Here is a 24,207-nt window from a genome sequence, read left to right as displayed (position 1 = left end):
CGAACCATGCAAAAGCCCATGTCACGCAGTGAGTTCATCGCGCTGATCGCGATGATGTTCGCGACGATCGCGTTTTCCATCGATGCGATGCTGCCGGCCATGCCCGATATCGGCCGCGAACTGAGCCCTGATGACGTCAATCGCGCGCAACTGATCCTGACCTCGTTCGTGCTGGGGCTTGGGATCGGAACATTTTTCACCGGGCCGCTCTCGGACAGTTTCGGTCGCAAGCCGGTGATCTTTGTCGGTCTGACGCTCTACGTGGTGGCGGCAGCGGCGGCATGGTTCAGCAGCTCACTGGAATGGATCCTCGTGGCCCGTGTGGTTCAGGGCATCGGAGCCGCGTCGCCAAGGATTGTCGGCATCGCCATCATGCGCGACCTCTATTCTGGCCGTGAAATGGCAAAGATGATGTCCATCGCAATGATGATATTTACCATCTTTCCGGCCTTTGCACCGATGATGGGGGCATTGATCATCGCGTTCACCGGCTGGCGTGGGATTTTTCTCGCATTCATCCTGTTCGCGGCCCTCACCGCGACATGGATGGCCGTGCGACTGCCCGAACCCCTGCCCCTTGCGAACCGTCGCCAGTTCCGTGCGCCTCTGCTGCTGGATGCCGTGCGCGAAATGCTTGAACATCCGACGGTGCGCCTGTCGATCCTGGTTCAATGCCTTTGTCTTGGCATGCTGTTTACCCTGCTCAGCCAGGTGCAACCGGTCTACGACGTGATCTTTGACCGCGCCGACAGCTTTCCTTTCTGGTTCGGCGCCATCGCACTGATCTCCGGCGGGGCCAGCATCCTGAACGCAGCAGTCGTCGGGCGCGTCGGAATGCGGCGCATGGTGACCTGGTCGCTGGCCGCACAAATCGTTGCGTCGGGTTTGGTTCTGCTGATGTCGGGCATCGGATTGACGATGGATGCCATGTTTGCATTGTTCGTGATCTGGCAAACCTCGATCTTCTTCATTGCGGGAACCACGCTTGGCAATCTGAACGCGATCGCGATGGAGCCGATGGGGCACATCGCGGGGATGGCCGCCTCGGTCATCGGCGCAATCGCGACGGTTTGCGCCGTCCTGATTGCCGCGCCGATCGGCTTGCTGTTTGACGGTACGCTCTATCCATTGGCGATCGGCATCTTCACCTGCGCCTTGGTCGGCTTTGTCCTGATGCTGCAAATGGGCCGCATCGAACGGCGCAGCGTCGTCTAAATCTCTGTTGCCGAACGCGTCATTCTGCTAGACTGGGCGCACAGGGAGAGAACCGGGATGTCAGACTATTATGATCTGGGCAGCCACAGTTGTTCGATCACAACCCGCTCACCGGACGCACAACTCTGGTTCGATCGTGGGCTGATCTGGACCTATGGCTACAACCACGAAGAGGCCGTTGTTTGCTTTCAGCGCGCCGTGACCTTTGATCCGGACTGCGCGATGGCGCATTGGGGCATCGCCTATGCCGGTGGTCCGAACTACAATATGCCGTGGGAGCTGTTTGACGATGCCGGGCGCGCCAAAGCGCTGGCCCTGGCCTATGACGCAACCCAGTCCGCGTTGGCGCTTGCCGACAGAACCACGCCAGCCGAACAGGCCCTGATCCGTGCCCTGCCCGCACGATACCCGCAGCGCGATCCGATCGAGGACATGCACAGCTGGAACCACGATTTTGCCGATGCGATGCGCGCGGCGTTTACCGCAGTCCCAGATCACCTTGATCTGCTGACAATCTATGTCGAAGCCCTGATGAACCTGACACCCTGGCAGATGTGGGACCTCGCCAAGGCGCAACCCGCAGACGGTGCCGCAACGCTGGAAGCCCAACGCGCATTGGAAGACGCCATGGCGCATGCGCCCGGCGCGATGTGTCATCCGGGATTGCTCCACCTTTATGTTCACCTGATGGAAATGTCGCCGTTCCCCGAAAAGGCGCTGAAGGCCGGAGACGTGCTGAGAACGCTGGTGCCGGACGCCGGGCATCTCATACATATGCCCACCCATATCGACGTGTTGTGTGGTCACTATCACAACGTGATCTACTGGAACCAGAAAGCCATCGAGGCCGATCTGAAATACTACCAGCGCGAGGGTGCCTTCAATATCTACACCGGCTATCGCCAACACAATTATCACTTTGTCGTCTATGGCGCGCTGTTTCTCGGACAGATTGAACCGGCCCTTGCGGCGGTGCGGGGCATGGCGGACACCGTCCCCGAAGAGATGCTGCGCGTCGAAAGCCCGCCGATGGCGGACTATTTCGAGAGCTACCTGGCGATGGAGCCCCATGTCCTGATCCGGTTTGGTCGCTGGGAAGAGGCCATCGCACTGGCCCCACCCGAAGACCCTGATCTCTATCGCACCATATCGGCGACGACGCATTATGCACGCGCGCTCGCCTTTGCAGCAACGGGCCGCGTTGCCGAGGCAGAGGCCGAAGAGCAGGTCTTTCTGGCCGCCAGGGCGCGGGTGCCGGAAACCCGAATTCTGCACAACAACACCGTCGTTGAACTGCTTGAAATCGCAACCGAAATGCTGCGCGGAGAGATCGAGTACCGCAAGGGCAACCATGCGATTGCCTTTGCCCATCTGCGACGATCAATCGAACTCGACGATGCGCTCCCCTATGACGAACCCTGGGGCTGGATGCAGCCCGCCCGCCACGCCTTAGGTGCATTGTTGTTTGAACAAGGCCATGTCGAAGAAGCCGAAGCCGTCTATCGCGAAGACCTTGGGCTGGGCGGACAATTGAGCCGCGCCACGATACACCCCGACAATGTCTGGAGCCTCAAGGGTCTCTACGACTGCCTGATCGGACGGGGTGAACAGGTCGAGAGCATTCAGATCAAACAGCGCCTCGACCTTGCGCTGGCGCGCGCGGACCGGGCGGTGGCAGCGTCGTGTTTTTGTGCGCAAAAGGCAATGCAGGCGGCACAGTAGTCGGTCAGACCATGCCCCGTCGGATCGCGATCAGTGTTTGCGACTATAGGTCCAGGTTGGCACGGTCGTATCGCGCGCCACGGAAAAGCTCTCGGCGTCGCCCAGATATTCGAAACCGCAATGGATCAGCACCCTCGCCGATGCCGGGTTGTCCTGAAAAACGCTTGCAAACATCGCGCCACTGCCCAGCGGATTTGCCTGCACCAACGCCTCGACCGCCTCGGAGGCAAGGCCGGTGTTCCAATAGATCGGTGCGACCCAATAGCCGACTTCCGACTGGTTGCGGTCAAGCCGGTTGAGGGAAATCAGTCCCTGGAGTTCGGAGCCGCCAGATGTTGTGCCATCCATCGCCCAAACGTCTTCGTCCCGATCTTCGGACATGGCGCGCGCGATAAAACCTTCAACCAGTCCCGGCGGCAATGGATGCGGAATAGAGGTGGTCATGCGTGCCACCCGCTCATCGCTCCAATAAAGCTCGATCAACCCCTTGTCCGAACGCCGCAGAGGTCTCAAATCGAACCGTTCGGTTTCAATCACCGGCTGGTTGATGATCTTATCCAATTTCATGCGTCTGTCCCTCCTCCGAACATCACAAACAACACGGACAACCTGGCGACAGCAGCCATTGTCCTTACGAATTGGGAGTTCTGCGCGGCATATTCAACACCCGCCGCGTCAAGTTCCCCCCAAGAAAACCTGATCAAGAGCAGTATCGCCTCACAACGTAGCAGAATTGAGGCAAATTTGGCGACAACCTGTGTCGGACCGCTCGGTCAAAGAGAAAGGGACCGGCGGTGACCGCCGATCCCCTGGTATGTTTGACCTTGAAGGTTCGGCTTTACTCGGCGGCCTCGACTGCGGGCATGACCGAGATAAAGGTGCGTCCTTTCAGACCCTTGTGAAAGGTCACGGCGCCATCGACGGTTGCAAAGATCGTGTGATCCTTGCCCATGCCAACGCCCTCACCCGGCCAGAACTTGGTCCCGCGCTGACGCACGATGATGTTCCCGGGGATGGCGGACTGGCCACCATAGAGTTTCACGCCAAGACGGCGACCTGCTGAGTCGCGTCCGTTACGGGAGGAACCGCCAGCTTTCTTATGTGCCATTCTTTCTCTCCTTAACCCTTAGCCAATTCTTTGGCCTGTTCGATCCAGCCTTCGCGCTCGATCCGACCCTTGAACGACAGTTGCTCATCCATAGCAGCAACGTCTTCGTCGGTCCATGCCGCGACTTGGGCAAACGTCGTGACACCAGCACCGTGCAACTTCTTCTCAAGTGCAGGGCCAACGCCGGACAGCTTTTTCAGATCGTCAGCACCTTCAACCGGTGCAGCGTCTGCCTTGGGTGCGGCGGCCTTCTTGGCCGGTTTCTTGGCCTCGGTGGCTGCAACCGCTACGGCGGCAACAGAACCGGCACCAACAGCCGCCTTGACGCCGGACTTGCCCGCGCCGGACGGCAGGATATCGGTGACCTTGACCAGAGTCAGCTTCTGGCGGTGGCCTTTGGTGCGCTGGCTCCCGTGCTTTCGGCGTCGTTTGACAAAGTGTGTGACCTTCTCGCCCTTGATCTGGTCGACAACTTCGGCCTGAACGCCCGCACCTTCGATCAGCGGTGCGCCCACAACGGTTTCGTCGCCGCCCAACATCAGGATTTCGTTGAACTGAATTGTTTCGCCAGCGTCCGCAGCCAGTTTTTCAACGCGAAGCATATCGCCCGCCTGAACCTTGTACTGCTTGCCACCGGTCTTCATGACCGCAAACATGCGTCTCTTCCTTTGTCTACCGCGTCGTGTGGCCCCCGTTTCGGGTGTTTCGGCCCTGGGAATCCCAGTGCCACCTCAGACAGCGCGCCCATGTTCAGGCGAAATGATACATAAACCCGGCGCGATTACTCGGGCCGGGATGCGCGCTTATGGCCAGACCTGAACCGTCTGTCAACCGCAATCCGATTCAAATATCGCTGCCATTCATCGCCTGCGCAACGGCAAGCCCGAGCTTGTAGGAGATATCGTTGTATATCTGGTCAAACCCGTTGAACAGCGCCTGGTTCAGCGCCTGCCCCGTAGATGTGGCGGAGAAGTCTGAATAGGACTGCAACGCGTCCCCACTCAGAGGTTGATAGGCCATCAGGAGAAACCCGTAGATCCAGCTTGTTGTGTCCGCGCGCAAGCCATCCGCCTGCGCCCAGACTTCGGACAGGATCTCATCCTCCCCCATCCGGGTGCCTCCTCCATCGGCGAGACCGCGAAAGAAATGGTAGTTGGACTCCAGGCCCGACGTCACGTTGCGTTCGATCAGATCGTTGATGTCAACAAATCGTTCGACATCCGCCAGATGCGGATCGTCGCTGCCCGCCAGGTCCTGATAGGTCGCACGTGCGAGGCCTTCGACCGCCGGGTCCGCCATCGCCACCCTGCCCGCGTTTTCAAGCGTCAGAATACGCTGGCCCTCGTCCGTATCAAAAAAGTCCACGACCGCCCGCATCTGCGCGGTGTCCAATGTCTGAACCAATGCGGCGGTCAGCGCCTCGCTCATGGCATCGGCGTCATAGAGCGCGGCCACCCGGTCCTGAAAATAACGGCCGCCGCCTCCACCAAGCATGTCGGCTTCCAGTTCGACTCCGTATCGCAAACCTTCGTCCCGCAGGATTGATGCAACCTCGTCCACCCGAAGCACACGGGCCAACTCCTCCTCTGGCAGGTCCGCAAAGGCCGTCGATGCCTGCATCAACAGTGCGGCAAGCCCTGTCGCCAGCCGGCGCAATCGCATCTCAGATGTCCTGCCCTGGGTGCAGTTCGGTCATGCGCCCGGCCAGAACCTCAAAGCGATTGGCCATGATTTCATACTGAACGGCATTCAGCAGTTCATAGACCTGTTTCATCTCCGGTTCTTCCAGCGCTGCGACATAGGCGGCAAGATCGTCATCGGAAAACGCCCGGTAGGTATAGGCTGCCCCCGCAAGCGCCGAACGTCGCAGGATCGGCAGCAATTCGGGTTCCTGCGCCTTGAACATCAACCGAAGATCATCCGGGTCCATGCGTAATTCGACAACGCCCGCAGTTGCGGCGGCCATGAGGAATCGAAATTGAATTTCCTGAATGGCACGCAGGCTGCTCCCGGATGCATCAATGGCATTGTTCATGCGTTTGAACATCTCCAGACGGGGATCACCCGAGGCGACCATATCCGCAACCAGTTTTTGCCCTTCAAGTTCCTTGGTCTCGTCCTCACTCATGTGCGTCTGGTTTTCGACCTCGACAAGGCGCTGCCCCAGATCGCTGGCATAAAAACCAACCGCATGGGTCAACGCGTTGTCCGTCAGCGTCTGCTCTAGAATTTCAAGAGCCATGTCGTGCATCACAGAGGTATCAAAGACTTCGTCCGCCAGCCGTTCCCAATCGGACCCAAATTTGTCCTCATCGACCCCAAGCATTTCTGGTGCCGAGCCTGCCGAGAGCGCCATGCTGTCCAACGCCACATCAAAGCCTGTCACGTTGAGAAACGCCTCGATCCGATCCCGCTCGGCAGCCATCACCGCCCCCGCAAGCGCGATAAGCAGGAAAGTCAGGCACCCGACCAGCCAATATCTGTGGAGCCAGAACGAACGACGAAACGACAGGGGGGTAGAATGATGTGACATATGCAGAATCGTAAGCTTTTTGCGCCCGACCGCAAATGAATTTCGCGAGAACGCGTAATCGATGATCAAAACGGGCCTTGCCAGCCCCTGCGATCCCGATTAAACGCAGCCACCAGACCCCCGCGGAGAGGTGCCGGAGTGGTCGAACGGGGCGGTCTCGAAAACCGTTGTGGGTGCAAGCCCACCCAGGGTTCGAATCCCTGTCTCTCCGCCACTTGCCCCATTGCGAACCAGTGACACCGCCCTGAATGGCACGGATTTTTCCGCGTTATCAAAGGGGTTTGCGCCAACCGACCGAACCTCATAGACGCAACACCATGCCGGGCTCAGGCTCAGAATGGCCCTCAGTCTCAGTTTGGGCGAACCTCGCCCATTCCGGTTCGGTCCCGTTTTTTTGTTATCTTTCAATGGTCTGTCGTCGAGCCCCGCCAAAACCCAAAGTCGCGTTCCGAACGATATCGATGGCAATATAGACAGAACACGCAGTAGGCGCGTTGCTCGGGATGCCAGCGTAAATCGGCGGATTTCTTGGGTGAGTTCGCTGCCCCTGGCGCTAAGGAAAACATACGTGAATTGAAACTGAGCCAATGCTCAGGGCGGGCGGAAACGACTTTGAGGCGGTCGGACTTGTCGCAATTCAGCTCCACTGCAAGGGTTCAGCCGAATTGAGCTCAGCCGCTCATCAGCTTCTTAATGCCGCCGATGAAACTCGCATCATCCTGATCCTTCCGTTCATCCAAGAGCTTCTCCGCGTCCGCTCCGGCACGGAAGCGCAAACGGTCTCCGGTGTCGTTGGCTGCGTCCCAGATGACCTCGGCCACCGTTTCAGGCGCGGAGGGATTGGACGCCAGTTTCCCGAACAGGCGGCCCATGGCCTCGGCGGTCGGCGCGTAGTCCGAAAGGCTTTCATCCATTGCGAAGTCGAAGGAGCTGCCACCGAAGTTCGTGTTGATCATTCCGGGTTCAACGATCCGCACTCGAATGCCGAGGGGTTCAAGTTCGTAGTGCAGCGCCTCTGACAGGCCTTCGACCGCGAACTTTGTGCCATGGTACAGCGCGCCGAGGGGAAAGGTGATCTGGCCGCCGATGGACGAGATATTGATGATCGTGCCTGACCGGTTATGGCGCATATGGGGCAAGACCGCCTTGGTCGCCTCCAGCAGCCCGATCACGTTTGTGTCGAACTGTCGTCGGATGCGGTCCATCGTGAACGCCTCGAGCGCGCCATATGCGCCGTAGCCAGCGTTGTTCAGAAGCACGTCAATCTTGCCGAAGCGATCGATGCCCTCGGAAACTGCTGTCGGGATCGACGCCGCATCAGTCACGTCGAGCCGCACAACCGCCACGTTGTCCAATGCGGCCAATGCATCGCCTTTGGATGGGTCGCGCATCGTGGCGATCACGTTCCAACCGTTTCTCTGAAAGTGCCGCGCCGTGGCTTCGCCAATACCGGAGGAAGCCCCTGTGATCAGAATGGTTTGCATGTCTGTCTCCTCATGCGTTCAGGTCGAGCATCTCAGCGATGCCAAAGTTGGTCAGGACGGTGCGGGTGACATCATGGAGCACATCGTTGTAGCGCTCGATCTCGGGGCCGACGCCGACATGGTCTACGACAGTGCGAAAGGGCTTTTGCCCAAACGGCATGTCCAGAAGGGCTACGACCGTTTCTGCGATCCGCTCTGGCCGCTGCATTGGCGTCGCCTCGAGCATCTGGGCCAGCCCGGCATTGGACATCGCGGGCACGGCGGCAAAGTCGCCGTATTCAGCCTCGCGCGCTACGTCGTTAGGGGCCACCAGGCCGTCGAAGAACGCTGTCGGCATGGCCCCAGGTTCGATGATGCAGGACTCGATCCCGAAACCGGAAAGCTCGGTCCGATAGCATTCGACGATGGCTTCCAGCGCCCATTTCGACGCCGAATAGGTGCCGTAAAACGGGGTCGCAATCCGCCCAATGAGGCTGGAGGTATAGAGCACGGTTCCCCGGCCTTGCGCCCGCATGTGCGGAAGGGCTGCCCGCATGACCCGCTGAACACCCATGACATTCACGTCGAATACGTGCGCCATGTCGTCCGGGGACATAAGCTCCTGAATGCCGTAGGAACCGATCCCGGCGTTGTTGAACAGGATGTCGAGCCCGCCCAGTTGCGAAATCGCATCGTCAACACCGCGTTCGGTGCTGGCCGCGTCGGTCACATCCATCTCGACGATTTTTGCGCCTGCGGCTTCAAGCTCGGCGACAGTCGCGGCGTTCTTTCCGCTGCGACTGCGCACACTTCCGGCAACGGCATAGCCCCTCGCCAGAAGAGCCAGCGCCGTGGGCTTGCCGAACCCGCCGGCAATGCCGGTAATCAGAACTTTCTTCATCCTTACGATCCCTTCATATCGATACAGACACGATATTCAGGGAAGGCGTGGTAATCTTTCTGATTTGTCCTGGTTTATTGCACGATACTCCAGAAGTCGCATATTTCGGTAAGTTATTGATCCTTTGCGTGCTATGGCTTACGGGCAGAGAAACGGGGGCAGCCATGACACCTGAAACATTGCTGAATCGCGTGTCATCGATCCTCGATCACTCGGGGGTGCAGCAGGGCGCGCTGTTTCATGAGGGCAGCGGGACACACCTGTTGCGTCATGAGGCCCCCACAGGCCAGAACGCGACCGTCTATCGCCCGTTGCTCTGCCTCATCCTGCAAGGCGCGAAGGACGTCGCAACCGGCTCGAAGATATTGACCGTCAGCGCCCGGCAATCCCTGATCGTCAGTCATGCCTTGCCTGTCCTGTCCCGGATCACCCAAGCGACGCCCGAGACCCCTTACATCGCGCTCGTCTTCCCCCTTGATCTGGATCTGCTCCGATCTCTGGCACCATCGGTGTTGCCGTCGTCTGACAGCAGGCCCTCGGATCCGTTTTCGATTCATCTGTGCGATACGGATGTAGAGATCGAAGACGCTCTGCGGCGCTATTTCGGGCAATGCGAAACCGACGCCGCGCGGCGCCTGTTGGCGCCGATCACCGCCCGCGAAATCCACGCCCGCTTGTTGATGGGGCAGCATGGCGAGACGCTGCACAGATTGCTTTGGCACGAAAGCACGGCCAGCCGCATTTTCCAGGCTACGCGGGACATCCAGACCCATCTTGCCAAGGCGATTGTCGTCACGGACCTCGCCCGGGGCGTCGGCATGAGCAGTTCGGCCTTTTTCGAGCAATTCAAGTCCGTTACCGGCACCTCTCCGCTGCAATATCAAAAAGACCTGCGCCTGCTGCGTGCCCGAGATGAGCTTCAGACATCCAGCGCTAAGGTGTCGGAGATTGCATTCGGGGTCGGATATGAAAGCTCGGCGCAGTTTTCGAGGGAGTACTCTCGCAAATTTGGCCGGACGCCACGGCAAGACCGGACGCTCGAGCCAGTTGCGTGACGCCGTTTTGGTCCAGACCTGGCGTCAGGTCTCGAAGGGCTGCAAACGAATTTGCGGCAAGCATGGTCTCCGAACTGACATCTGGCCACATTTATCGGCAGCCTGACTCTCCATGGATAACGGGCGTTTTGCCCCCTCTGCTATTGTCGCGCTACAGTCCGGGCCCTAAATTGCGAAACCTCAATCAAACACCCGCCCCGGTTGCTCGTCCCACGGCAGTTCCGCCACGCCGCAGAGATCGAAGATCGACAGCACCGTGGGCTCGCGCCGCAGGACCAGCCGTTCCAGCACCGATGGCGAGAGCCATGCCAGCCGGATCACGCGGCTGACATAGCGGTCGGAGATGCCTTCCTCTCTGGCGAGATCGGCGATGGTCGTGACGTCGCCGCGCTCCAGCTTGCGCCGCCAGTCCCACGCGCGGCCGATGGCGCGCAGGAGGCGGGCATCCTGGCCGCGGTCCATGGCGACCTCGATCTCTTTGGGAGGCAGGATACGGGGGCGGCCGCCGCGATTGCGCAGGGTAAGCGGTATGTGGACACGGAGGGTTTCGGGCTCTGCCATCACGCCACCTCCGGCTTGGCCGGGGCCATCAGCGTTGCAATTGCGCCCAAACCCTCATGGCGCAAGTCGACCGCCAATCCGGCCTCGCTGGCGGTGACCCGGGCCACCAGAAGTTTGACCACGCGCGCCTGCTCGGCCGGGATCAGCGCGTTCCACATGTCGTCGAATTGGGTGAGAGAGGCGCTGATCGCCGCCTCTCCGAGGTCTGGCCGATCCTTGCGCAGGGTCCGCGACACCCGCGCGGCGACCTCAGGCGTGCGCAGCAGGCGACGGATTTCGCCCACCACGGCATCCTCGACCATGCCACCCGGCAACCGCTGCGGTCCGCGCAACTCGGCCTTGGGGCGTTTCTTGATCACGTCCATCGAAACGTAATAACGATAGCGGCGCGTGCCTTTCTGGGTGTGATGCGGAGTCATGGCCACGCCGGTTTCGGTGAAGATCAGCCCGCGCAGCAGCGCCGGTGACGGCTCTTGGGCCACGGCCTTCCTAAGATACCGGTTGTTCGCGATCACCTCATGCACCTCGTCCCACAGCGACTCGTCGATGATCGCGTCGTGCTCGCCGGGGTAGGCGGTGCCCTTGTGGACGGCGAGGCCGCGATAGACCTTGTTGTGCAAAGTCTTGAGGAGTGAGGTCTTGTCGTAGGGCCTGCCGGTCTTGGTCAGGATCGCGCGTGCGTCCAACTCGCGGACCACCTGCGCCGTGGAACTTGACCGCGCGTAGAGCGTGAAGATCGTCCGCACCGTTTCGGCCTCAGCCGGATCCACGATCAGCTTGCGGTCTTTCACGTTGTAGCCGAGCGGCACCGGCCCACCCATCCAGATGCCCTTCTTGCGCGACGCGGCGACCTTGTCGCGGATCCGCTCGCCGATGACTTCGCGTTCGAACTGGGCAAAGCTGAGCAGGATGTTCAGCGTCAGCCGCCCCATGGAGGTGGTGGTGTTGAAGGACTGCGTGACAGACACGAAGGTGACGCCGTGCTTGTCGAAGATCTCGACCAGCTTGGAGAAATCCATCAGCGCGCGGCTGAGGCGGTCGATCTTGTAGACCACGACGATGTCGATGAGCCCGTCCTCGATGTCGGCGATCAGATCCTTCAGCGCGGGGCGCTCCAGCGTGCCGCCCGAGAAGCCACCGTCATCATACCGGTCGCGCAGACAGACCCAGCCCTCAGCCTTCTGGCTGGCGATATAAGCCTCGCAAGCCTCCCGCTGGGCGTCGAGGCTATTGAATTCCATGTCGAGCCCTTCCTCGCTCGATTTGCGGGTGTAGATGGCGCAGCGCAAGCGACGGGGCGGTTGTGGCTGTGTCTGGCGGGTCATTTGCTGATCCTCGGGCGTGGGGTGAAGCCGAAGAACTTCCAGCCGTTCCAGTTCGCCCCGGTGATGGCCCGCGCTGCGCCGGACAGCGACTTGTACCGACGTCCCTGCCATTCAAAACCCTTCACCAAGACGGTGACCGTGTGCTCGACACCGTTCCATTCGCGGACCAGCTTGGTGCCCGCCATCGGCCGTCGCGGGTCGGACAGGATTTGACCGGGCTCGCCGGATGCCGCCTCGGCCGCCAGCGCATCCAGCGTCCGCCGCGTGTCGCGACCAATGCCGCCGAGGGCCAATTCCTGAATGCGGTAGCCCAGCCGCAGCTCGAGGTTCTGGCGGCTTGTATTTGGCGCGGGCGCGTCAAAGATCGCCGCCCATTTCTCGCGCAGCTCCGGCACGGTCATGGCCTTCAGCGCGACCAGGTCTGCCAGGACAGCGTGGCCCTTCGCAGGGCCAAAGCCTGTTCTCTTTCCTACTGATTTCGTTTCGGTTTTCGTCATTCGTCTTCTCCAACTCGGGTTCGCAACTGGTGACGACGACGGCGAACAAGGGTGAGGATGTCCAGCGAACTGTCTCCGTCGTTCGCAGATTTCTCGTTTATTGTCGGAGGGTTGGCCCGATCCACGGCCGCAGCGAGGATCTGGGCGAGTTCAGCCAAACGCTCGTCGGTGGTGAGCGTTTCGGGTGGCGGGGCGAAATTGACGTCGTTGTCTGGCATGGCGGGCGAACCTCAGGAGCTGTCTCGTCCTGTGGTGGCCGCGATGCGGATGGGATTTCAAGTTAAAACAATGGGTTGTCGTAGTGCCGCGAAACTAAGAGAAGCCAAGCGTTCGTGTGATTTGGGTAGGATTGATGGACGTGCCACGGGCTTCCCTCTCACCAAGGATCAACGTCGAAAATTCGCAGCAGGCGGATTTTGCTAAATCGGAGAGCGGCGAGGCTTTATACTGGTATTCTACCAGCATGGAACTCAGTTCTCACACCGCCACGAGTGTAAAGTTGCGCATCCGGAAACGGACTTGGTCAGGCGTATAAAAAAGGCAGGCGGCGGTGCGACCACGCAATACAAAGAATACCTTAATTTTAGCTTAGGTCACGCCACAGGTGGAAGAACGGCGGTGATCGCTTCATCACACAGATATTGAATTGCGTCCGGATTGCGCTGAATGCCACGAAAGAGAGCTGCTTGCCAGCTATTCTGACCCTTTGCGGCACATGCCACCCGAAGTTCTTGATCGACCTGAGTCGTTATACTGGCGATGCTCGGTTCAGTATCACGAATTTTGATTTGTGTTGGAAGCGATGACCATTCGGTTGCCATCGATAATTGAAACTGCGTCCCCAAGACATTCTTCAAGTGGAACTCCACAATTTCGTCGCGTGGCACTTCAAGGCTTGGAAGGCCAAGTGGAATAAACCTAGCTGCCTTAAATGGCGGTACGATCTCTACGTACCAAATTTCCTGTCCGGCCCAGTCGTCAAAGTAGGGATGAATGAAGCGCCGAGGCTCACCACCATGAACAGTAGTTCCCTTTCCACCGGAGTTGCAGTGGCTGCATGCGGGGACGAGGTTTGCCCGCATGATCGAAAACTCTGGATAGACTTTGCGAGGTAGGTAGTGGTCGAGATCACCAGTTACTGGCGACCCGCAAATCGGACACGACTTCAGCCCCTCTTTCCTTCGCATGCGCCGAAGCTCACCGGAACCCTTGCGAGTGTCGTAAAGGGAGTATTGGCGGTCGCCCACACCGGGGCCGAAGTCGCTCGGAGCAACGGCAAAAGGACTTCCGGCATTTTCCTGGTATGCCTTATACGCGGCGATCCAAGCGGCTTGGTGGGGCTCCCACTCAGGCTTCTTGGCTAGTCTGTTGATTTCCGCCTCATCATCTTCGGCGGGGACGGGAAAAGGCAGGTGCTGCATGTCTCAGGCTTCTGGTTCGCCATTCTCTGGCCCGTCAGCCTGTGGTTCTGCCAGCCGACGAGCGATGAAAGAAAGGCTTTCCGAATTAAGTTGGTCCCCAAATCGTTCGATGACACCTTCAATACCAAGTTCACGCCCAGTCTGGTCGGCCCAATCAGTCAAGGTTTTCTGAAAGCTATGTGACATGGACGTATCTCCAAATACAAACTGAGAAATGCTGTCGATGGTAGCGCCGAATGTCTGCATGCGAGGCTGGTCGATGCGGATCTGACGGTTCTCCAAGGTGAGGACATTGACGCAGTTTCGAGGCGTTTCGCGCACCACATATGCTGAGTGCGTCGCAATTATTGCAATTGATCCAGTCGACTGCAGTAGATTATCGAGAATTTCCATGAGGTTAGAGATAAAGTTTGGGTGAAGATGTGTTTCGGGCTCGTCCAGCAGAAGCAAGCTGCCCTGTTCAATCGCTGACGCTGCCTGAGCTGCAAATCTCATCATTGCATACTCACCGCTGCTGAGGCGACGCACTTGGCCGTGTTCATTCAGAATTACCGCGGCTCGATCCCAGTCTATTTGGTGGATCAGGCGGATTGAGTTCTGTTCGTTCAGTGCCCTGCGAATAGGAAAATAGTCTTGTCCCCCGACGTCAATGGCATGAGGCAACCTGTCTTCTGCAGCTTGGGCAAGAATTGGCAAGTGAAGTCCCCTCCACAGCCCAATGGAGTTAAGAGCCTCCTCAATAACATCCATACGAGATTTGTCGCGCAAGGGTCCGAAGACGTTCAACTCGTCAGTTTTTCGACATGCAACTAGGGCGGCAAGAAGAGAGTCGTTCTGATCGTCAATTGGAGAATTCACCGCATAGTACTCATAATCGATACCGCGCCACGCCCCAATTGATCGAGGGAAAGGGTCCGTCGGAACCGAAGAGAATACGATTACCCTAGAGGGGTTCAGGCTGGGCATAAATCGTTGACGCCCTATCTCCGCTTCCAAAGAATTGTGAAGCCCATCGACAATTGCCTTAAGAAGATGTGTCTTCCCAACACCATTTCGACCTATTAGAACAGCGGTTCTGTTTCGAAAGACTGCATCGGGGTGGAAGTGGAATGACAGCGTATAAGGGTTGTCCGCACTGAGCATTCGGGCCGAAAAGACGAAATCTGCAGCCAATTCGGCCACCGGAGGTGGCGGGTCGGGCCTAAAGTGGCGACTACCACGTCTGAGAGCATCATAGGCACCACCGAGCCGAAGAGCTCCAAAATGGAAATCTTCGGTACTTATCAGTTCGAGGAGCTCAGGATTGTTCCCCTCCGTCCGGGCGACCGTGGCATCGTGCATCACCCGCAGTGCGCTTATTCCAACATCGAATCCAAGCGCTCCAATAACATCACGGTACATTTCGACATCAGGTAATAGCGTAGCGAAAGGCTGTTCAACGGCGTCTACTTGCAGGACGTTGCCGTACTGTTCAAAGAGTTCAGCGAAAACAGCCGAACTGCGGTGCCTTCCCTGGAACATCACCCGCATATGAAAGTCTAAGGTACCTCCTGCCACGGGACGAACGTATAGTTTGGCAAAGAAGTTGCGGCCAAAGTCATTCCAACCCGGGTTGTCGTTGTCGGGTATAATCGCAATAACTGGCGTGGGAAAATCTTCCAGGTTCGCAATGGATCGTGCAAAGAACACGTCGACGGGCGCGTCAGCCGGGATTGGTTCGGGCATTTAGTATTCTACTCCTCCACGGCGTCTTCTAGAAAAGGCTAGATTAGCCATGTTGAGGCGCCGCACAATGCACGAAGGTGAATCCCACACCATGGGCTGACCTCCGACATCCTTTACTTTCAGATCCAACGTCTGGGCTGCCTTCGGACGTTTGGCCCGAGTTTCATAACGAAGCAATGGCTGTCAGTGCCTTGTCGCCCCGCTCACTATACAATCGGTCTCCAACCGCAGAACCGCCCGCCACAACGGCGTCTTGGTGAACACGCTGCGCTGGGTGCTCCGGACGCTCTCGTTTCGGTCCATTTGAAGCAGCCCCGTCCAGCACAGAGGCCGAAGCACCTGAATGTAGAGGCTGCTCAGCACATCGTCGAAACCAACGGCAGGGTCGTGCTCACCGAACAGCACCTGACGGAGATCAGCGCCGGTCGCGCCGTCCTCGGTCTCGACGTTTAGCACGTTGCCTTCGCCGAAGAAACGCCACCAGCGCGCGAGGTTTTGGCCGACAGCCGCACAATGACGGGTGGTGGCGCGGCCGGAGTGGCGACGCTGGGCGCGGCGGGGGTCGAAGTCGCACAGAGCGTCCTGGCCGAGACCCAGTCCGCCGTCCTGCCACTTGTGCCATATCTCAACACGCTTCGTTGGGTGTTCATCGCCGTGGCGCTCGTTGGCATTGCGGTCACGATCTACGCCCGCCTTGATGATTGGAAGCGGGGGCAGCGATGATCACCACCATTCTCGGCGGGATCGCCGCAGCCCCATGGATGAAGGCCGCGCTGCGCTACGGTGCCATCGCCGTTGCCATTGTCCTGTTCCTGTTGTCGATCCGCCGCTCCGGCGAGCACGTCGGGCGGATCGCTGAACGTCTCGAAACCACGGAGAAGGCCAATGAAATCCAACGTCGAATGCTGGAGGCGGCGGCTCGCCGTCCTCGCAATCGCTACGAGCTTGTTGAGCGGCTGCGCGACGGAGGGTTTTGAGGCAGGCGGCGTGGCAGCGTGTCCGCCGGTCGTCGAATACAGCCGGGGGTTTCAGGCGCAGGCGGCTGAAGAATTGGCGATGCTGCCGGACGAATCGGCCATCGTTCAGATGATGCGTGACTACGCTGTGATCCGGGATCAGGCGCAGGCGTGCGGGTCATTGTAGTGGGACTGTCAATCAGTTGCCGACCTGTTTTCAGGAACATCCGAAGCCCGGTACCCGACACCTCGCTTCCGATGTATTTCCGCCTACGCAGCCTCTGAGTTTAAGATCTCAGTTTTAACGTATGCTTGGAACTCTGCCGCCGCGGTGAAGCACCGGAACCCAGCCGAGCTAGCCAAAGCCAGTACTTCTGCAGTCTCGTTCAGCAGTACGACAACTGGTCCCGTCAATCCGGGCTGAAGGCCTTCTGGCCAGGCTAGATCAAAGACAGCCTTTTGCGCACCAGTTGCAGGGTCCGCGTAGTCGAAGGCGACCAGCCCACGCGGCAGGCCTTGGTCTTCCACCCACTGATTCAGGGTTTCCAGCTCCTGCTCTTCGGCTTCGCTGGTAATCCCACCTATTGGTCCGGAAGTCGTCGCAGCGGGGGGTGTCGTCCCTGCGGCTAGCCATTGCGTGTCGCCATGCAGAAGCTCTTCGAAGCGCTTGTTTGCTTCGGCAGCCAGTAGGTTCTTTCGTGCTTCCAGGAAGTCGAGATAGCGTTCGATCTTCCAGAGCGCGGGGTCCATCGGGATCCATTGTGACGCCAGCGCACCGGGGTGTTTCGCCTCCACCTCGGAAAAGTAGTCCTCGGGCAACCGATCACTGATGTTCAGGTTGGTGTCTTTAGTCAGGAAGCAGAAATTTGCCAACGCATTCACTTCAGCGCGACGATACTCCCGTTTGTACAGTTGGGCCTTGGGGAAGATGTGGTGGACTTCGAGGCGGCTCATTTTGCCCAGCATATTCGCCTTGAGTGGCAAACCCGTTCCCCAGTCGGAAGCTTCCCCCATGCGCGTAAGCATGTAGAGGACGGGGTAGAATCGAGCACCGAGGCTCCAGCCAGTGAAATGACCCGGTTCAACTCTCAGGCCCCCATGCCAGAGGCGCAGCTGTTCTATAAGCGCGTCCAGTCCGCCGTTAGGTCCTTCGAGCGCGGCCAGATCCTGGTCTATGACCGTTTCGGTCGAGCCTGAGAAGCGGCCCCACATCCCAGCTTGCGCGAACCAGAACAGCAGTTTGTCGCGCTCCTTAGCGTCTAGGCCGCCATTCTTCTTATCCATATATCGGACCATCACCGGAACGCCGAAACGGCCGAAGAACACTTGGTCGTGGTCAAGGCCGAGGCGTCCGGCAATCAAGTTCAACGAGGTGTCGATATGCTTTGAGGATCGTTTCAGGCCGTCCTGAATGTCGATCGCATCCTTGTCATGGAGATAGCTGAACTTCGCTTCGCCCGTGAGAATGGTGTTCACCGACCGCAACAACCAGTCGATGTTGAAATGGTATCCTGCGTCCGACCAGTCCTTGATCTTCGCTTTCATGGTGTCGCGGGCGTCGGGCCATTCGGCGCAGATCTTGGCAAGGGCGAGATCGCCCTTCGAAAGCTTGGTGCCGCCGCTGTTTACGCGATTGAATATGTCGACGACGATGTCGAGCGTCTTGTCAGCTCCGGTAACTTCTTCAATGTGCAAGTCGATGTCAGTGATGCTGAGCAGCTTGCTCAAGCGGCCCACGAAGTCACCGACGTTTGCGACCTGTTCAGGGTCAGCAGAGAGCTTCGCAACAAAACTGCCAAGGCCAGCAGTGCCAGCCTGCATCAAGGCCGTAACATCGATCCAAAGTGGATCGTCCTGCATCTTGATTGGCTGGTAGAATGCGAAGGTTTCTGTTCCGAGGTGGAAACGAAGTCCGGTGAACGCTTGAGGATTGCCGTCGAAGAATTTCGGCGGGTGCCCCCTCACAACCCCATAGAGCGATGTCATCCTCTGTTGCCCATCCAACAATAGTTTGACGATACCTGCAGCGATAGGGCCATCGCCGCGATGGGCCGCCGTCTTCGCTTCGGTTGCCCAGACAAGCAGCCCGCCGACCGGGTGACGTCGATACATTGAGTCGAAGAGGCCTCGGACCTGGTCACGGTTCCACACATAGCCGCGCTGGAACTCTGGCAGCGCCATGTGCCCGCTATCAATGTGGTCAAGTATCGTCGAAATCTTCACGGCGCTTCCCCTTCATGGCCGACTGCTTTCAGGGCGTCCGGCGCTCCCTTGTGGGCGTTATCATACACTTTGGACCACCCAGTATTGTCCGCGACCGCAAACTGGGGGTAGAGCCTGGTGAGCGAGTTCTCTGCCCCTTCAGTAACTGTTGCCTGCAGCCCATTCCCGGTTAGCTCGTTACCCCCCCCTTGGAATACGCGGGCGCCGGACATGGCCTCCAAGATCAATTCGTTGATTTTCGCTTCGGCAACCTGACGTATGGTCTCCATCGCGCCGCGCGCTTCCTTGCCTTCAGGGGTGTCTGGAGCGCCACGCTTATCGAGAGTTGCACTAGCCGCCTTGAACTCAAGAATATTGTTTCGCAGATCATCTGCAGAGCGTCGGGGGATAAAGACAAATACCGTGGGGGATTGATTGCCAGCCTGACGAGCGTCTGCGCGAACCGAATTGTCGTCAGTTGCCCAACCATCACGTATCCATAAGTAGGTTCGCTTGCTCGCATCAGGCGGCAGCGTCGGATCGAAGATCGCGCTTACATCCCGTGTCACTTTTGAGTTGCCATGAAGCAGCGACACACGCCCAACAAGAGCACCAAATTTCTTCCGGATGAGGTCATCGCGTTCTGCTTCGATACGATGTGATTGGTTTGCTAACGTGGCTTTCTGACTGAGGAATTCGTCGTTCCAAGCCGAGCTTTCTTCTGTCTGAATTCGATACTCATCGCCGACACGCATGATGAGATCGCATGCGTCGAGAAGCTTAGGCAGCTTGCTTCGAAGTCCAGATGAGCCCGTTGGAAGATCGTCGACCAGCAGATCTGCGATTGTATCAATCGTCGCTTTAATCCCAATTTCAGAATTACTGCTTCCGATCTTGTTGATTAGAAAAATGATACCGCAAGCGCGAGCCGTCAATTTCTGATCATCACTTCCATGTATCCAAGACATCGTCTTTTCATGCAGTTTTCGCGGCAAGATTCTGGCCTGCAAAAGTTTATCTGCACCGTCAAAATAGAGAAAGTCGGCCGGGACAGCGAACCCAATTTTTTGATCAGCACTTTCCCTTATCGCCTTATGAATAAGGCTAAGCTGGTTGCGAAGTTGACTATCGGTACCTGACGCATCCAGAACTCTATTAGCGGATTCCCAAAAGCGCCGACGAACAGGAAGGATAGGGTAGTCCTGCGTAAAGAAAGCGACGTCATTTTGCCGGTGGCCGATGTTGGTTCCACTCAAGTGCCGTGATATCTCACCAATATTTTCTTGCATCATAGCTTCGATATTGGGCTTGGACTCGGCGTTCTTGGCAAGGATAACTTGCCTCACCACTGCATCTACGTCCGTATCTGAAAGTTCGATGCGAATAGTGAAGCGACCCTGAAGCTTTGCAAGGGTGGGCGTTCCAGTGACCGCCGTTTGACCGGTTCCGACAAAAGTGAGCTTGCCGCCTAGGCTTTCGTCTTTTACGACCGCTTCAACCATTTCTTGAACTTCGATAGCTCGATCGCCACTGGTGCCAATGAATTGCTGAACTTCATCGAGTACGATCAAGGTTAGAGGGAGTCTGTTTTCGCGTGAAATGGCTGTCCGAATAGCGGAAATCATTTCCTGATTGGAGACGTCCTGAACGTTCGGATAAGTGTTTTGAAGAGCATCAACCATGGAGTTGGACGAGGCAAAAAGCTGTGGTTTTGCTTCGATTAGGGCTGCATGGAGACCTTCTGCCACGTAGAAATTGGCGAGTTCTTCATCCCAGTCATATCCACTTGCTTCTACGTGAGCGCGAACCTGTTCCTCTATTTCTTCCTTCCTCAACCACATTGCGAACCGAGCGAGAGGATATTGTTCTGGCAACCCGACCGATTTAAACACAATTCCAAGCAGGGCGAGGCGAACGCTACCGCTGGCGCCAGCACCGAGCGTTCCCGAGGCTGCGTGCAGGCCACCATAACGACGAGATTGAACCGTCAATTCCTTTAGATGATCGCGAACGTCTTGGGGCAGGTCTGCTATGCCTCGGGCTGTCGCACCGTCGTCAAAAGTGGTGTCTAACCAAAGTGCGCGAAGCATCTTCACCATGTGGGATTTACCAGACCCGAAGAAACCGCTGACCCAAACAGCAGGCTGCTGCGCCTGGTCAATGTTTTTTAGATAGGTGTCAAGGATATGCGCCATACCGGAGCCATACTGTCCGTCACATACAAAGGTCTCGAGCTCATACCGCAATACGTCCCTCGCAAGTGACGACGTGCCATCATTCACGTTTGCGACGCCTTCGTTGACGAGTTTACGTGCCGTGGGATCTTGCCGATAGAGTGAGCGAAGTTGCATTCGAGGTCTCTTTCTCAGAAAATTTTGTCAGCTGTTATCGGAACGGCCAGGTAGTTCCAGCCATCATAGCCGTCGAGAAGCCGGTAGTTATTGTCTTCGTAACTGCCGGGGAAGAATATCACGAGTCTGCCCGATACCATTGGAGCCAGGCGATCGACCACATCTTTGACTTTGAGAAACCCAAACAAACTGCCAACGCCGGAAATAGCAATCACACTATTGTCGGGCGACTCGATCTCAGAGATGCGGCGCTCAAAATCCAAAGCCAAATGCTCTAGGTATCTTGGATATATTGTCGCCAACAGGCTTGGCTTTTCGAAGTAGGATTTCGCATATCTCTGTGATGCCAACCACTCTGCGAATGTGTTTGTCAGGTCGTAGAGGTGCCAATCGTGTCCAGCTTGTCTGGATGCCAATTCGAACTCATCTATCTTGGTTCTAAGCGCTCGCTCCTCAGTCTCATGATAGACGCAAAACACCACTCGCTGCGCCGCAGCGGCATCATCCCGCCAAGGTATAGAGATGAACTGAGCGTAGGATTTCACGAGGCGTTTGACGCGGCTCATTGCAACCACTCCCGGTCGGTACGCGGCAGTAGATTGGGAAATGAAACTTCAAACACGTCGGCGATGTGGTTGATACTCAGCCACCCTTTTTGACCCGCTTGTTGTGCCAATTCGAGGGATTTGTCCGCGCTACAGTCCAGTAGTTTTGCGTATGGGCTACTAAAGAGCGAAAGCCCTCTGAGCCCTGCCAAGTATCCTAAGAAGACAGCATACGCAGCATTCCCGGGTGTTGGATTGGCCTTGCAGCGGATTTTCACGGCACGACCGGACAGGTGTCCGGCTTTTGTCCAAGATGAGTTCAAATTTTGAGCTGTTGACTTGAGCGTCGCCGCGCTGAAGCGATTTGGAAAGAGTGCTTCGATATGCGCTTCCATTGACTCGCGTGACACTGTTACGCCCTCGATTTTCGAAGAAATGAAGGGGGCCGATGATCTCAAAAGTGCGTCCCGTGCGAATGCGCATTGAAGGGCTAGTAGCGCATGCCCGTCCAGATCCCGGTCCCAAAAAAACCTGAAGCCGCGAAATACCAGTAGGTGCGGATCGAGTCCGTAGAGGTCAGCAAGGTGCCGAAATGTCAGTGTGCGCGTTTTTGCAGATCTCTTTCCAAGCGCATTTTCCTCAATAATCGCCAAGCGATATTTGTCACGATCAGAAAGAGGATCCTGAACCGCGTCAAATAGTCTGCTGAGTTCATCCACCATGATTGTCCGGGAGGCATGTGCCCCACCCGTTTCGGCGCTAAATCCAAAACGCTGGAGGTTTGCCTTCTCCTTGTGCAAGTCTGATCCGTTATTCATTGCGAGGGCCGATCACGCCGGGGTTGAGTAGAACAATCTGCTGATCCTTTGGTTGACGCGCAGTTGGATTTGTGTCGAGCCCGAGACGCTTGAGCGCGTAGTGGAGCAGAGCGCGTCGAACTTTGATCTTCGCCTTGCCACCGCGCATCCCATAGTCGAGCGCGATCACCTTCTTCTGGTTCTCGGAGAGTTCAGGGTGGGGGGCAATCTCAAGCGTGACATGCTCTTGCCAGTCGGTATCGGCAGCTTCAGTGGCCTTGCTGGCTTCAACTCCGCGAGTCCGGAGAATGCGCGAAAGCAGGAAGTCCTTGAAGACTTCGTTGGTCTTACAGAATGCCCGGGTATGCCATCTAAATCCATCGAACCCGATGGCGTGGGGTGCGATCCACCGCCAGGTCGGCTCGGGGCGCGATAGGGACTGATACTTCACCTCGATTGCCTCTGAACGGCGGATGGCGCCTACAACGGATCGCAGGGTGACAGGGTTCACCCCACGGGCTGGCGTTGGCGCAGCATCATAGGATGGAAGTTCGGCGATCCAGGTATCGTCACTGTCGAGGATACCATCGGCCAAGGACCGTAGCTGTGCGAGGTAGCGGCTGGCGTCAGGTTTCAGGAACTGTGCAGCGTAGTCGGGACACCGGACATACGTCCGCGCGCTCTTGTCATAGACCATGTTGTCTGGAGCGAAGCCGATGTAGCGATTCAGGTCGGCGGACGCTTGGTTCACCGACAGCCCGAACTGCTCCATCAAATCGCTGCGGTTCACTCGCCCCTCCCAAAACAATCGGAACTCGATGAACTCGAGGCGCTGCGCGACTCCCCAACGAAGCTCCGATTTGTCACTATCCACTTCGCACTCCCGGCTCGGCGCGTTTGATTAATATGCGCGCCCATTTTTTGTGCTGGCTGCACGCTAGCGGGGAGTCATGTCGTGTTCAATCGAAATGCTTCGCAAGATTGTCTTTTTCGCGATGTCGTAGCCTTGGGAGGGGCGAGGTTGGTTGCTCAGCCTTCGGCCAGTAGCTCATCAGGAACGCTTTGAACCTTGCGTTCGAATGCCTCGACGTCGGACAGTCGATAAACGACCCGGCCGCCGATCCTCAGGTATCGCGGGCCTTCCTGGACCCAACGCCAGCGCTCGAGTGTTCGGTGGCTGATCTTCCAGCGGGCCGCCAGTTCTTTCTGATTCACACATACTTCGCTCATTTTCGTCTCCTTTTGCGCAACTCACTTCGGTCGCAAGAGAACGAATGCGTGAGAATAAAACCTATTCAAGTCGGTATGTTGCGTGCTCTGAGGCTATGTTCGAAACAGGCGGGGCGGGCGTAAATTGGCGCACCGCATCGAAAACATGTCAAATCCTTCGCGGTGGCGCGATGCCCATCGGCAAGGGGTCGGACACTTTTCTCAAAATTTCAGAGATTTTCGTGGCGTCTAGACACGATCCGAAACGCCAAAACAGCCGAATTGCGGAGCGAGTCATTCCCTCCGCCACTATCCCTTTTTTGAGATACGAAGCGCAAGCCGCAACTGGGAAAGTTGCGGCTTTTCAGTGCTTTACTTCGTATCGCCATTTCGCCTATCGTGAGAAAAATGTGGGCGCGAATGTGGGTGCAGAAAATGACGGTCTCAATGACGGGGAAACATGGCAAACGGCGCAGGCCGCACTACGAGAAACAGCTCTGGCACTAAATCGCTTCGCGATATGGGCGCTTGTGACGTGGGTTGCGCGTAGTCGGGATTTGTTTCGCGGATTGTGAAGTTGAGAGTTTGCTGTTGATCGAGGTGATTTTGCCTCGGTTGACA

At 57.5% G+C, this 24,207-nt stretch carries 26 protein-coding genes, 1 tRNA gene and 1 pseudogene; 8 read left to right on the top strand and 20 right to left on the bottom strand.

The features are described 5' to 3' along the window. Positions 1 to 6 precede the first annotated feature (6 nt). Positions 7 to 1,215 carry a multidrug effflux MFS transporter gene (locus tag QO231_RS21395; RefSeq protein ID WP_316781406.1) on the top strand — a complete coding sequence of 403 codons (1,209 nt, stop codon included), beginning with the start codon at positions 7 to 9 and terminating at the stop codon, positions 1,213 to 1,215. 57 nt (positions 1,216 to 1,272) lie between these two features. Further along, positions 1,273 to 2,937 carry a tetratricopeptide repeat protein gene (locus QO231_RS21390; RefSeq protein WP_316781403.1) on the top strand — a complete coding sequence of 555 codons (1,665 nt, stop codon included), beginning with the start codon at positions 1,273 to 1,275 and terminating at the stop codon, positions 2,935 to 2,937. A 30-nt stretch (positions 2,938 to 2,967) separates the two neighbouring features. Here QO231_RS21390 and QO231_RS21385 read toward each other — a convergent pair whose 3' ends face one another. The 5 genes from QO231_RS21385 to QO231_RS21365 all read right to left on the bottom strand — a co-directional run bounded on the left by QO231_RS21385 (position 2,968) and on the right by QO231_RS21365 (position 6,470). Then, positions 2,968 to 3,504 carry a GNAT family N-acetyltransferase gene (locus tag QO231_RS21385; RefSeq protein WP_316781400.1) on the bottom strand — a complete coding sequence of 179 codons (537 nt, stop codon included), beginning with the start codon at positions 3,502 to 3,504 and terminating at the stop codon, positions 2,968 to 2,970. Between the two features lie 271 nt (positions 3,505 to 3,775). Continuing rightward, on the bottom strand, positions 3,776 to 4,045 hold the full coding sequence (rpmA, locus tag QO231_RS21380) for a 50S ribosomal protein L27 (protein WP_316781398.1): 270 nt from the start codon (positions 4,043 to 4,045) through the stop codon (positions 3,776 to 3,778). Positions 4,046 to 4,056: 11 nt separating this feature from the next. Then, positions 4,057 to 4,701, bottom strand: coding sequence for a 50S ribosomal protein L21 (locus QO231_RS21375; RefSeq protein WP_316781395.1), 645 nt, complete (start codon positions 4,699 to 4,701; stop codon positions 4,057 to 4,059). A gap of 187 nt (positions 4,702 to 4,888) precedes the next feature. Then, positions 4,889 to 5,707: a DUF2059 domain-containing protein gene (locus tag QO231_RS21370; protein ID WP_316781393.1), complete on the bottom strand. Its 819-nt coding sequence runs from the start codon at positions 5,705 to 5,707 to the stop codon at positions 4,889 to 4,891. Position 5,708: 1 nt separating this feature from the next. After that, on the bottom strand, positions 5,709 to 6,470 hold the full coding sequence (locus QO231_RS21365; protein WP_394356671.1) for a DUF2059 domain-containing protein: 762 nt from the start codon (positions 6,468 to 6,470) through the stop codon (positions 5,709 to 5,711). 232 nt (positions 6,471 to 6,702) lie between these two features. Here QO231_RS21365 and QO231_RS21360 point away from each other — a divergent pair. Beyond that, positions 6,703 to 6,792: transfer RNA gene (locus tag QO231_RS21360), tRNA-Ser, on the top strand. Positions 6,793 to 7,249: 457 nt separating this feature from the next. Here the strand turns inward: QO231_RS21360 and QO231_RS21355 are convergent. Then, positions 7,250 to 8,062, bottom strand: a complete 813-nt coding sequence (locus tag QO231_RS21355) for an SDR family oxidoreductase (RefSeq protein ID WP_316781390.1) — start codon at positions 8,060 to 8,062, stop codon at positions 7,250 to 7,252. A gap of 10 nt (positions 8,063 to 8,072) precedes the next feature. Continuing rightward, on the bottom strand, positions 8,073 to 8,942 hold the full coding sequence (locus QO231_RS21350) for an SDR family oxidoreductase (RefSeq protein ID WP_316781388.1): 870 nt from the start codon (positions 8,940 to 8,942) through the stop codon (positions 8,073 to 8,075). Positions 8,943 to 9,106: 164 nt separating this feature from the next. Here QO231_RS21350 and QO231_RS21345 point away from each other — a divergent pair, with 164 nt between their 5' ends. Beyond that, positions 9,107 to 9,997 (top strand): AraC family transcriptional regulator, encoded by an 891-nt coding sequence (locus tag QO231_RS21345; protein WP_316781386.1) that lies wholly within the window; start codon positions 9,107 to 9,109, stop codon positions 9,995 to 9,997. Between the two features lie 180 nt (positions 9,998 to 10,177). Here QO231_RS21345 and QO231_RS21340 read toward each other — a convergent pair whose 3' ends face one another. The 7 genes from QO231_RS21340 to QO231_RS21310 form a co-directional block, all read right to left on the bottom strand. After that, complete coding sequence (locus QO231_RS21340) at positions 10,178 to 10,558, bottom strand: hypothetical protein (RefSeq protein ID WP_316781383.1); 381 nt, start codon at positions 10,556 to 10,558, stop codon at positions 10,178 to 10,180. Next, the gene (locus QO231_RS21335; RefSeq protein ID WP_316781380.1) at positions 10,558 to 11,883 is read right to left on the bottom strand and encodes a recombinase family protein; all 1,326 of its coding nucleotides are present in this window, start codon (positions 11,881 to 11,883) and stop codon (positions 10,558 to 10,560) included. The genes QO231_RS21340 and QO231_RS21335 overlap by 1 nt, the downstream gene beginning before the upstream one ends. Continuing rightward, on the bottom strand, positions 11,880 to 12,380 hold the full coding sequence (locus QO231_RS21330) for a DUF2924 domain-containing protein (RefSeq protein WP_316781378.1): 501 nt from the start codon (positions 12,378 to 12,380) through the stop codon (positions 11,880 to 11,882). The genes QO231_RS21335 and QO231_RS21330 overlap by 4 nt, the downstream gene beginning before the upstream one ends. Then, the gene (locus QO231_RS21325; protein WP_316781376.1) at positions 12,377 to 12,598 is read right to left on the bottom strand and encodes a hypothetical protein; all 222 of its coding nucleotides are present in this window, start codon (positions 12,596 to 12,598) and stop codon (positions 12,377 to 12,379) included. The genes QO231_RS21330 and QO231_RS21325 overlap by 4 nt, the downstream gene beginning before the upstream one ends. Before the next feature lie 375 nt (positions 12,599 to 12,973). Continuing rightward, positions 12,974 to 13,801, bottom strand: coding sequence for an HNH endonuclease (locus QO231_RS21320; RefSeq protein WP_316781373.1), 828 nt, complete (start codon positions 13,799 to 13,801; stop codon positions 12,974 to 12,976). Positions 13,802 to 13,804: 3 nt separating this feature from the next. Beyond that, on the bottom strand, positions 13,805 to 15,526 hold the full coding sequence (locus QO231_RS21315) for an AAA family ATPase (RefSeq protein ID WP_316781370.1): 1,722 nt from the start codon (positions 15,524 to 15,526) through the stop codon (positions 13,805 to 13,807). A 183-nt stretch (positions 15,527 to 15,709) separates the two neighbouring features. Then, a complete protein-coding gene (locus QO231_RS21310; protein ID WP_316781367.1) occupies positions 15,710 to 15,982 on the bottom strand; it encodes a hypothetical protein in 273 nt (90 codons plus the stop codon). A 3-nt stretch (positions 15,983 to 15,985) separates the two neighbouring features. Here QO231_RS21310 and QO231_RS21305 point away from each other — a divergent pair. From QO231_RS21305 to QO231_RS21295, 3 genes and pseudogenes are all read left to right on the top strand, one after another. Beyond that, positions 15,986 to 16,249: pseudogene (locus tag QO231_RS21305) on the top strand (YcbK family protein); the annotation flags it as partial. Continuing rightward, complete coding sequence (locus QO231_RS21300; protein ID WP_316781365.1) at positions 16,246 to 16,503, top strand: hypothetical protein; 258 nt, start codon at positions 16,246 to 16,248, stop codon at positions 16,501 to 16,503. The pseudogene QO231_RS21305 and the gene QO231_RS21300, both read left to right, overlap by 4 nt. 10 nt (positions 16,504 to 16,513) lie before the next feature. Further along, a complete protein-coding gene (locus tag QO231_RS21295) occupies positions 16,514 to 16,669 on the top strand; it encodes a hypothetical protein (RefSeq protein ID WP_316781363.1) in 156 nt (51 codons plus the stop codon). An 83-nt stretch (positions 16,670 to 16,752) separates the two neighbouring features. Here QO231_RS21295 and QO231_RS21290 read toward each other — a convergent pair whose 3' ends face one another. From QO231_RS21290 to QO231_RS21265, 6 genes are all read right to left on the bottom strand, one after another. Next, entirely contained in the window at positions 16,753 to 18,705 is a 1,953-nt protein-coding gene (locus QO231_RS21290; RefSeq protein WP_316781360.1) for a GmrSD restriction endonuclease domain-containing protein, read from the bottom strand. Beyond that, positions 18,702 to 21,035 (bottom strand): BREX system P-loop protein BrxC, encoded by a 2,334-nt coding sequence (gene brxC / locus QO231_RS21285; RefSeq protein ID WP_316781357.1) that lies wholly within the window; start codon positions 21,033 to 21,035, stop codon positions 18,702 to 18,704. Before brxC ends, QO231_RS21290 begins: the two co-directional genes overlap by 4 nt. A gap of 14 nt (positions 21,036 to 21,049) precedes the next feature. Then, positions 21,050 to 21,601, bottom strand: a complete 552-nt coding sequence (locus QO231_RS21280) for a BREX protein BrxB domain-containing protein (protein ID WP_316781354.1) — start codon at positions 21,599 to 21,601, stop codon at positions 21,050 to 21,052. Then, positions 21,598 to 22,398 (bottom strand): hypothetical protein, encoded by an 801-nt coding sequence (locus tag QO231_RS21275; protein ID WP_316781524.1) that lies wholly within the window; start codon positions 22,396 to 22,398, stop codon positions 21,598 to 21,600. Before QO231_RS21275 ends, QO231_RS21280 begins: the two co-directional genes overlap by 4 nt. Beyond that, entirely contained in the window at positions 22,391 to 23,251 is an 861-nt protein-coding gene (locus QO231_RS21270; RefSeq protein WP_316781351.1) for a WYL domain-containing protein, read from the bottom strand. Before QO231_RS21270 ends, QO231_RS21275 begins: the two co-directional genes overlap by 8 nt. Before the next feature lie 155 nt (positions 23,252 to 23,406). Next, a complete protein-coding gene (locus tag QO231_RS21265; RefSeq protein ID WP_316781348.1) occupies positions 23,407 to 23,607 on the bottom strand; it encodes a helix-turn-helix transcriptional regulator in 201 nt (66 codons plus the stop codon). A 44-nt stretch (positions 23,608 to 23,651) separates the two neighbouring features. On the opposite strand from QO231_RS21265, the gene QO231_RS21260 reads away from it, so the two are divergent. Further along, the gene (locus QO231_RS21260) at positions 23,652 to 24,161 is read left to right on the top strand and encodes a hypothetical protein (RefSeq protein ID WP_316781345.1); all 510 of its coding nucleotides are present in this window, start codon (positions 23,652 to 23,654) and stop codon (positions 24,159 to 24,161) included. Positions 24,162 to 24,207: the final 46 nt, after the last annotated feature.

Source organism: Sedimentitalea todarodis, from assembly GCF_032595355.1.
GTDB lineage: Bacteria > Pseudomonadota > Alphaproteobacteria > Rhodobacterales > Rhodobacteraceae > Sedimentitalea > Sedimentitalea todarodis.
This window is presented reverse-complemented; position numbering and strand designations above follow the sequence as displayed.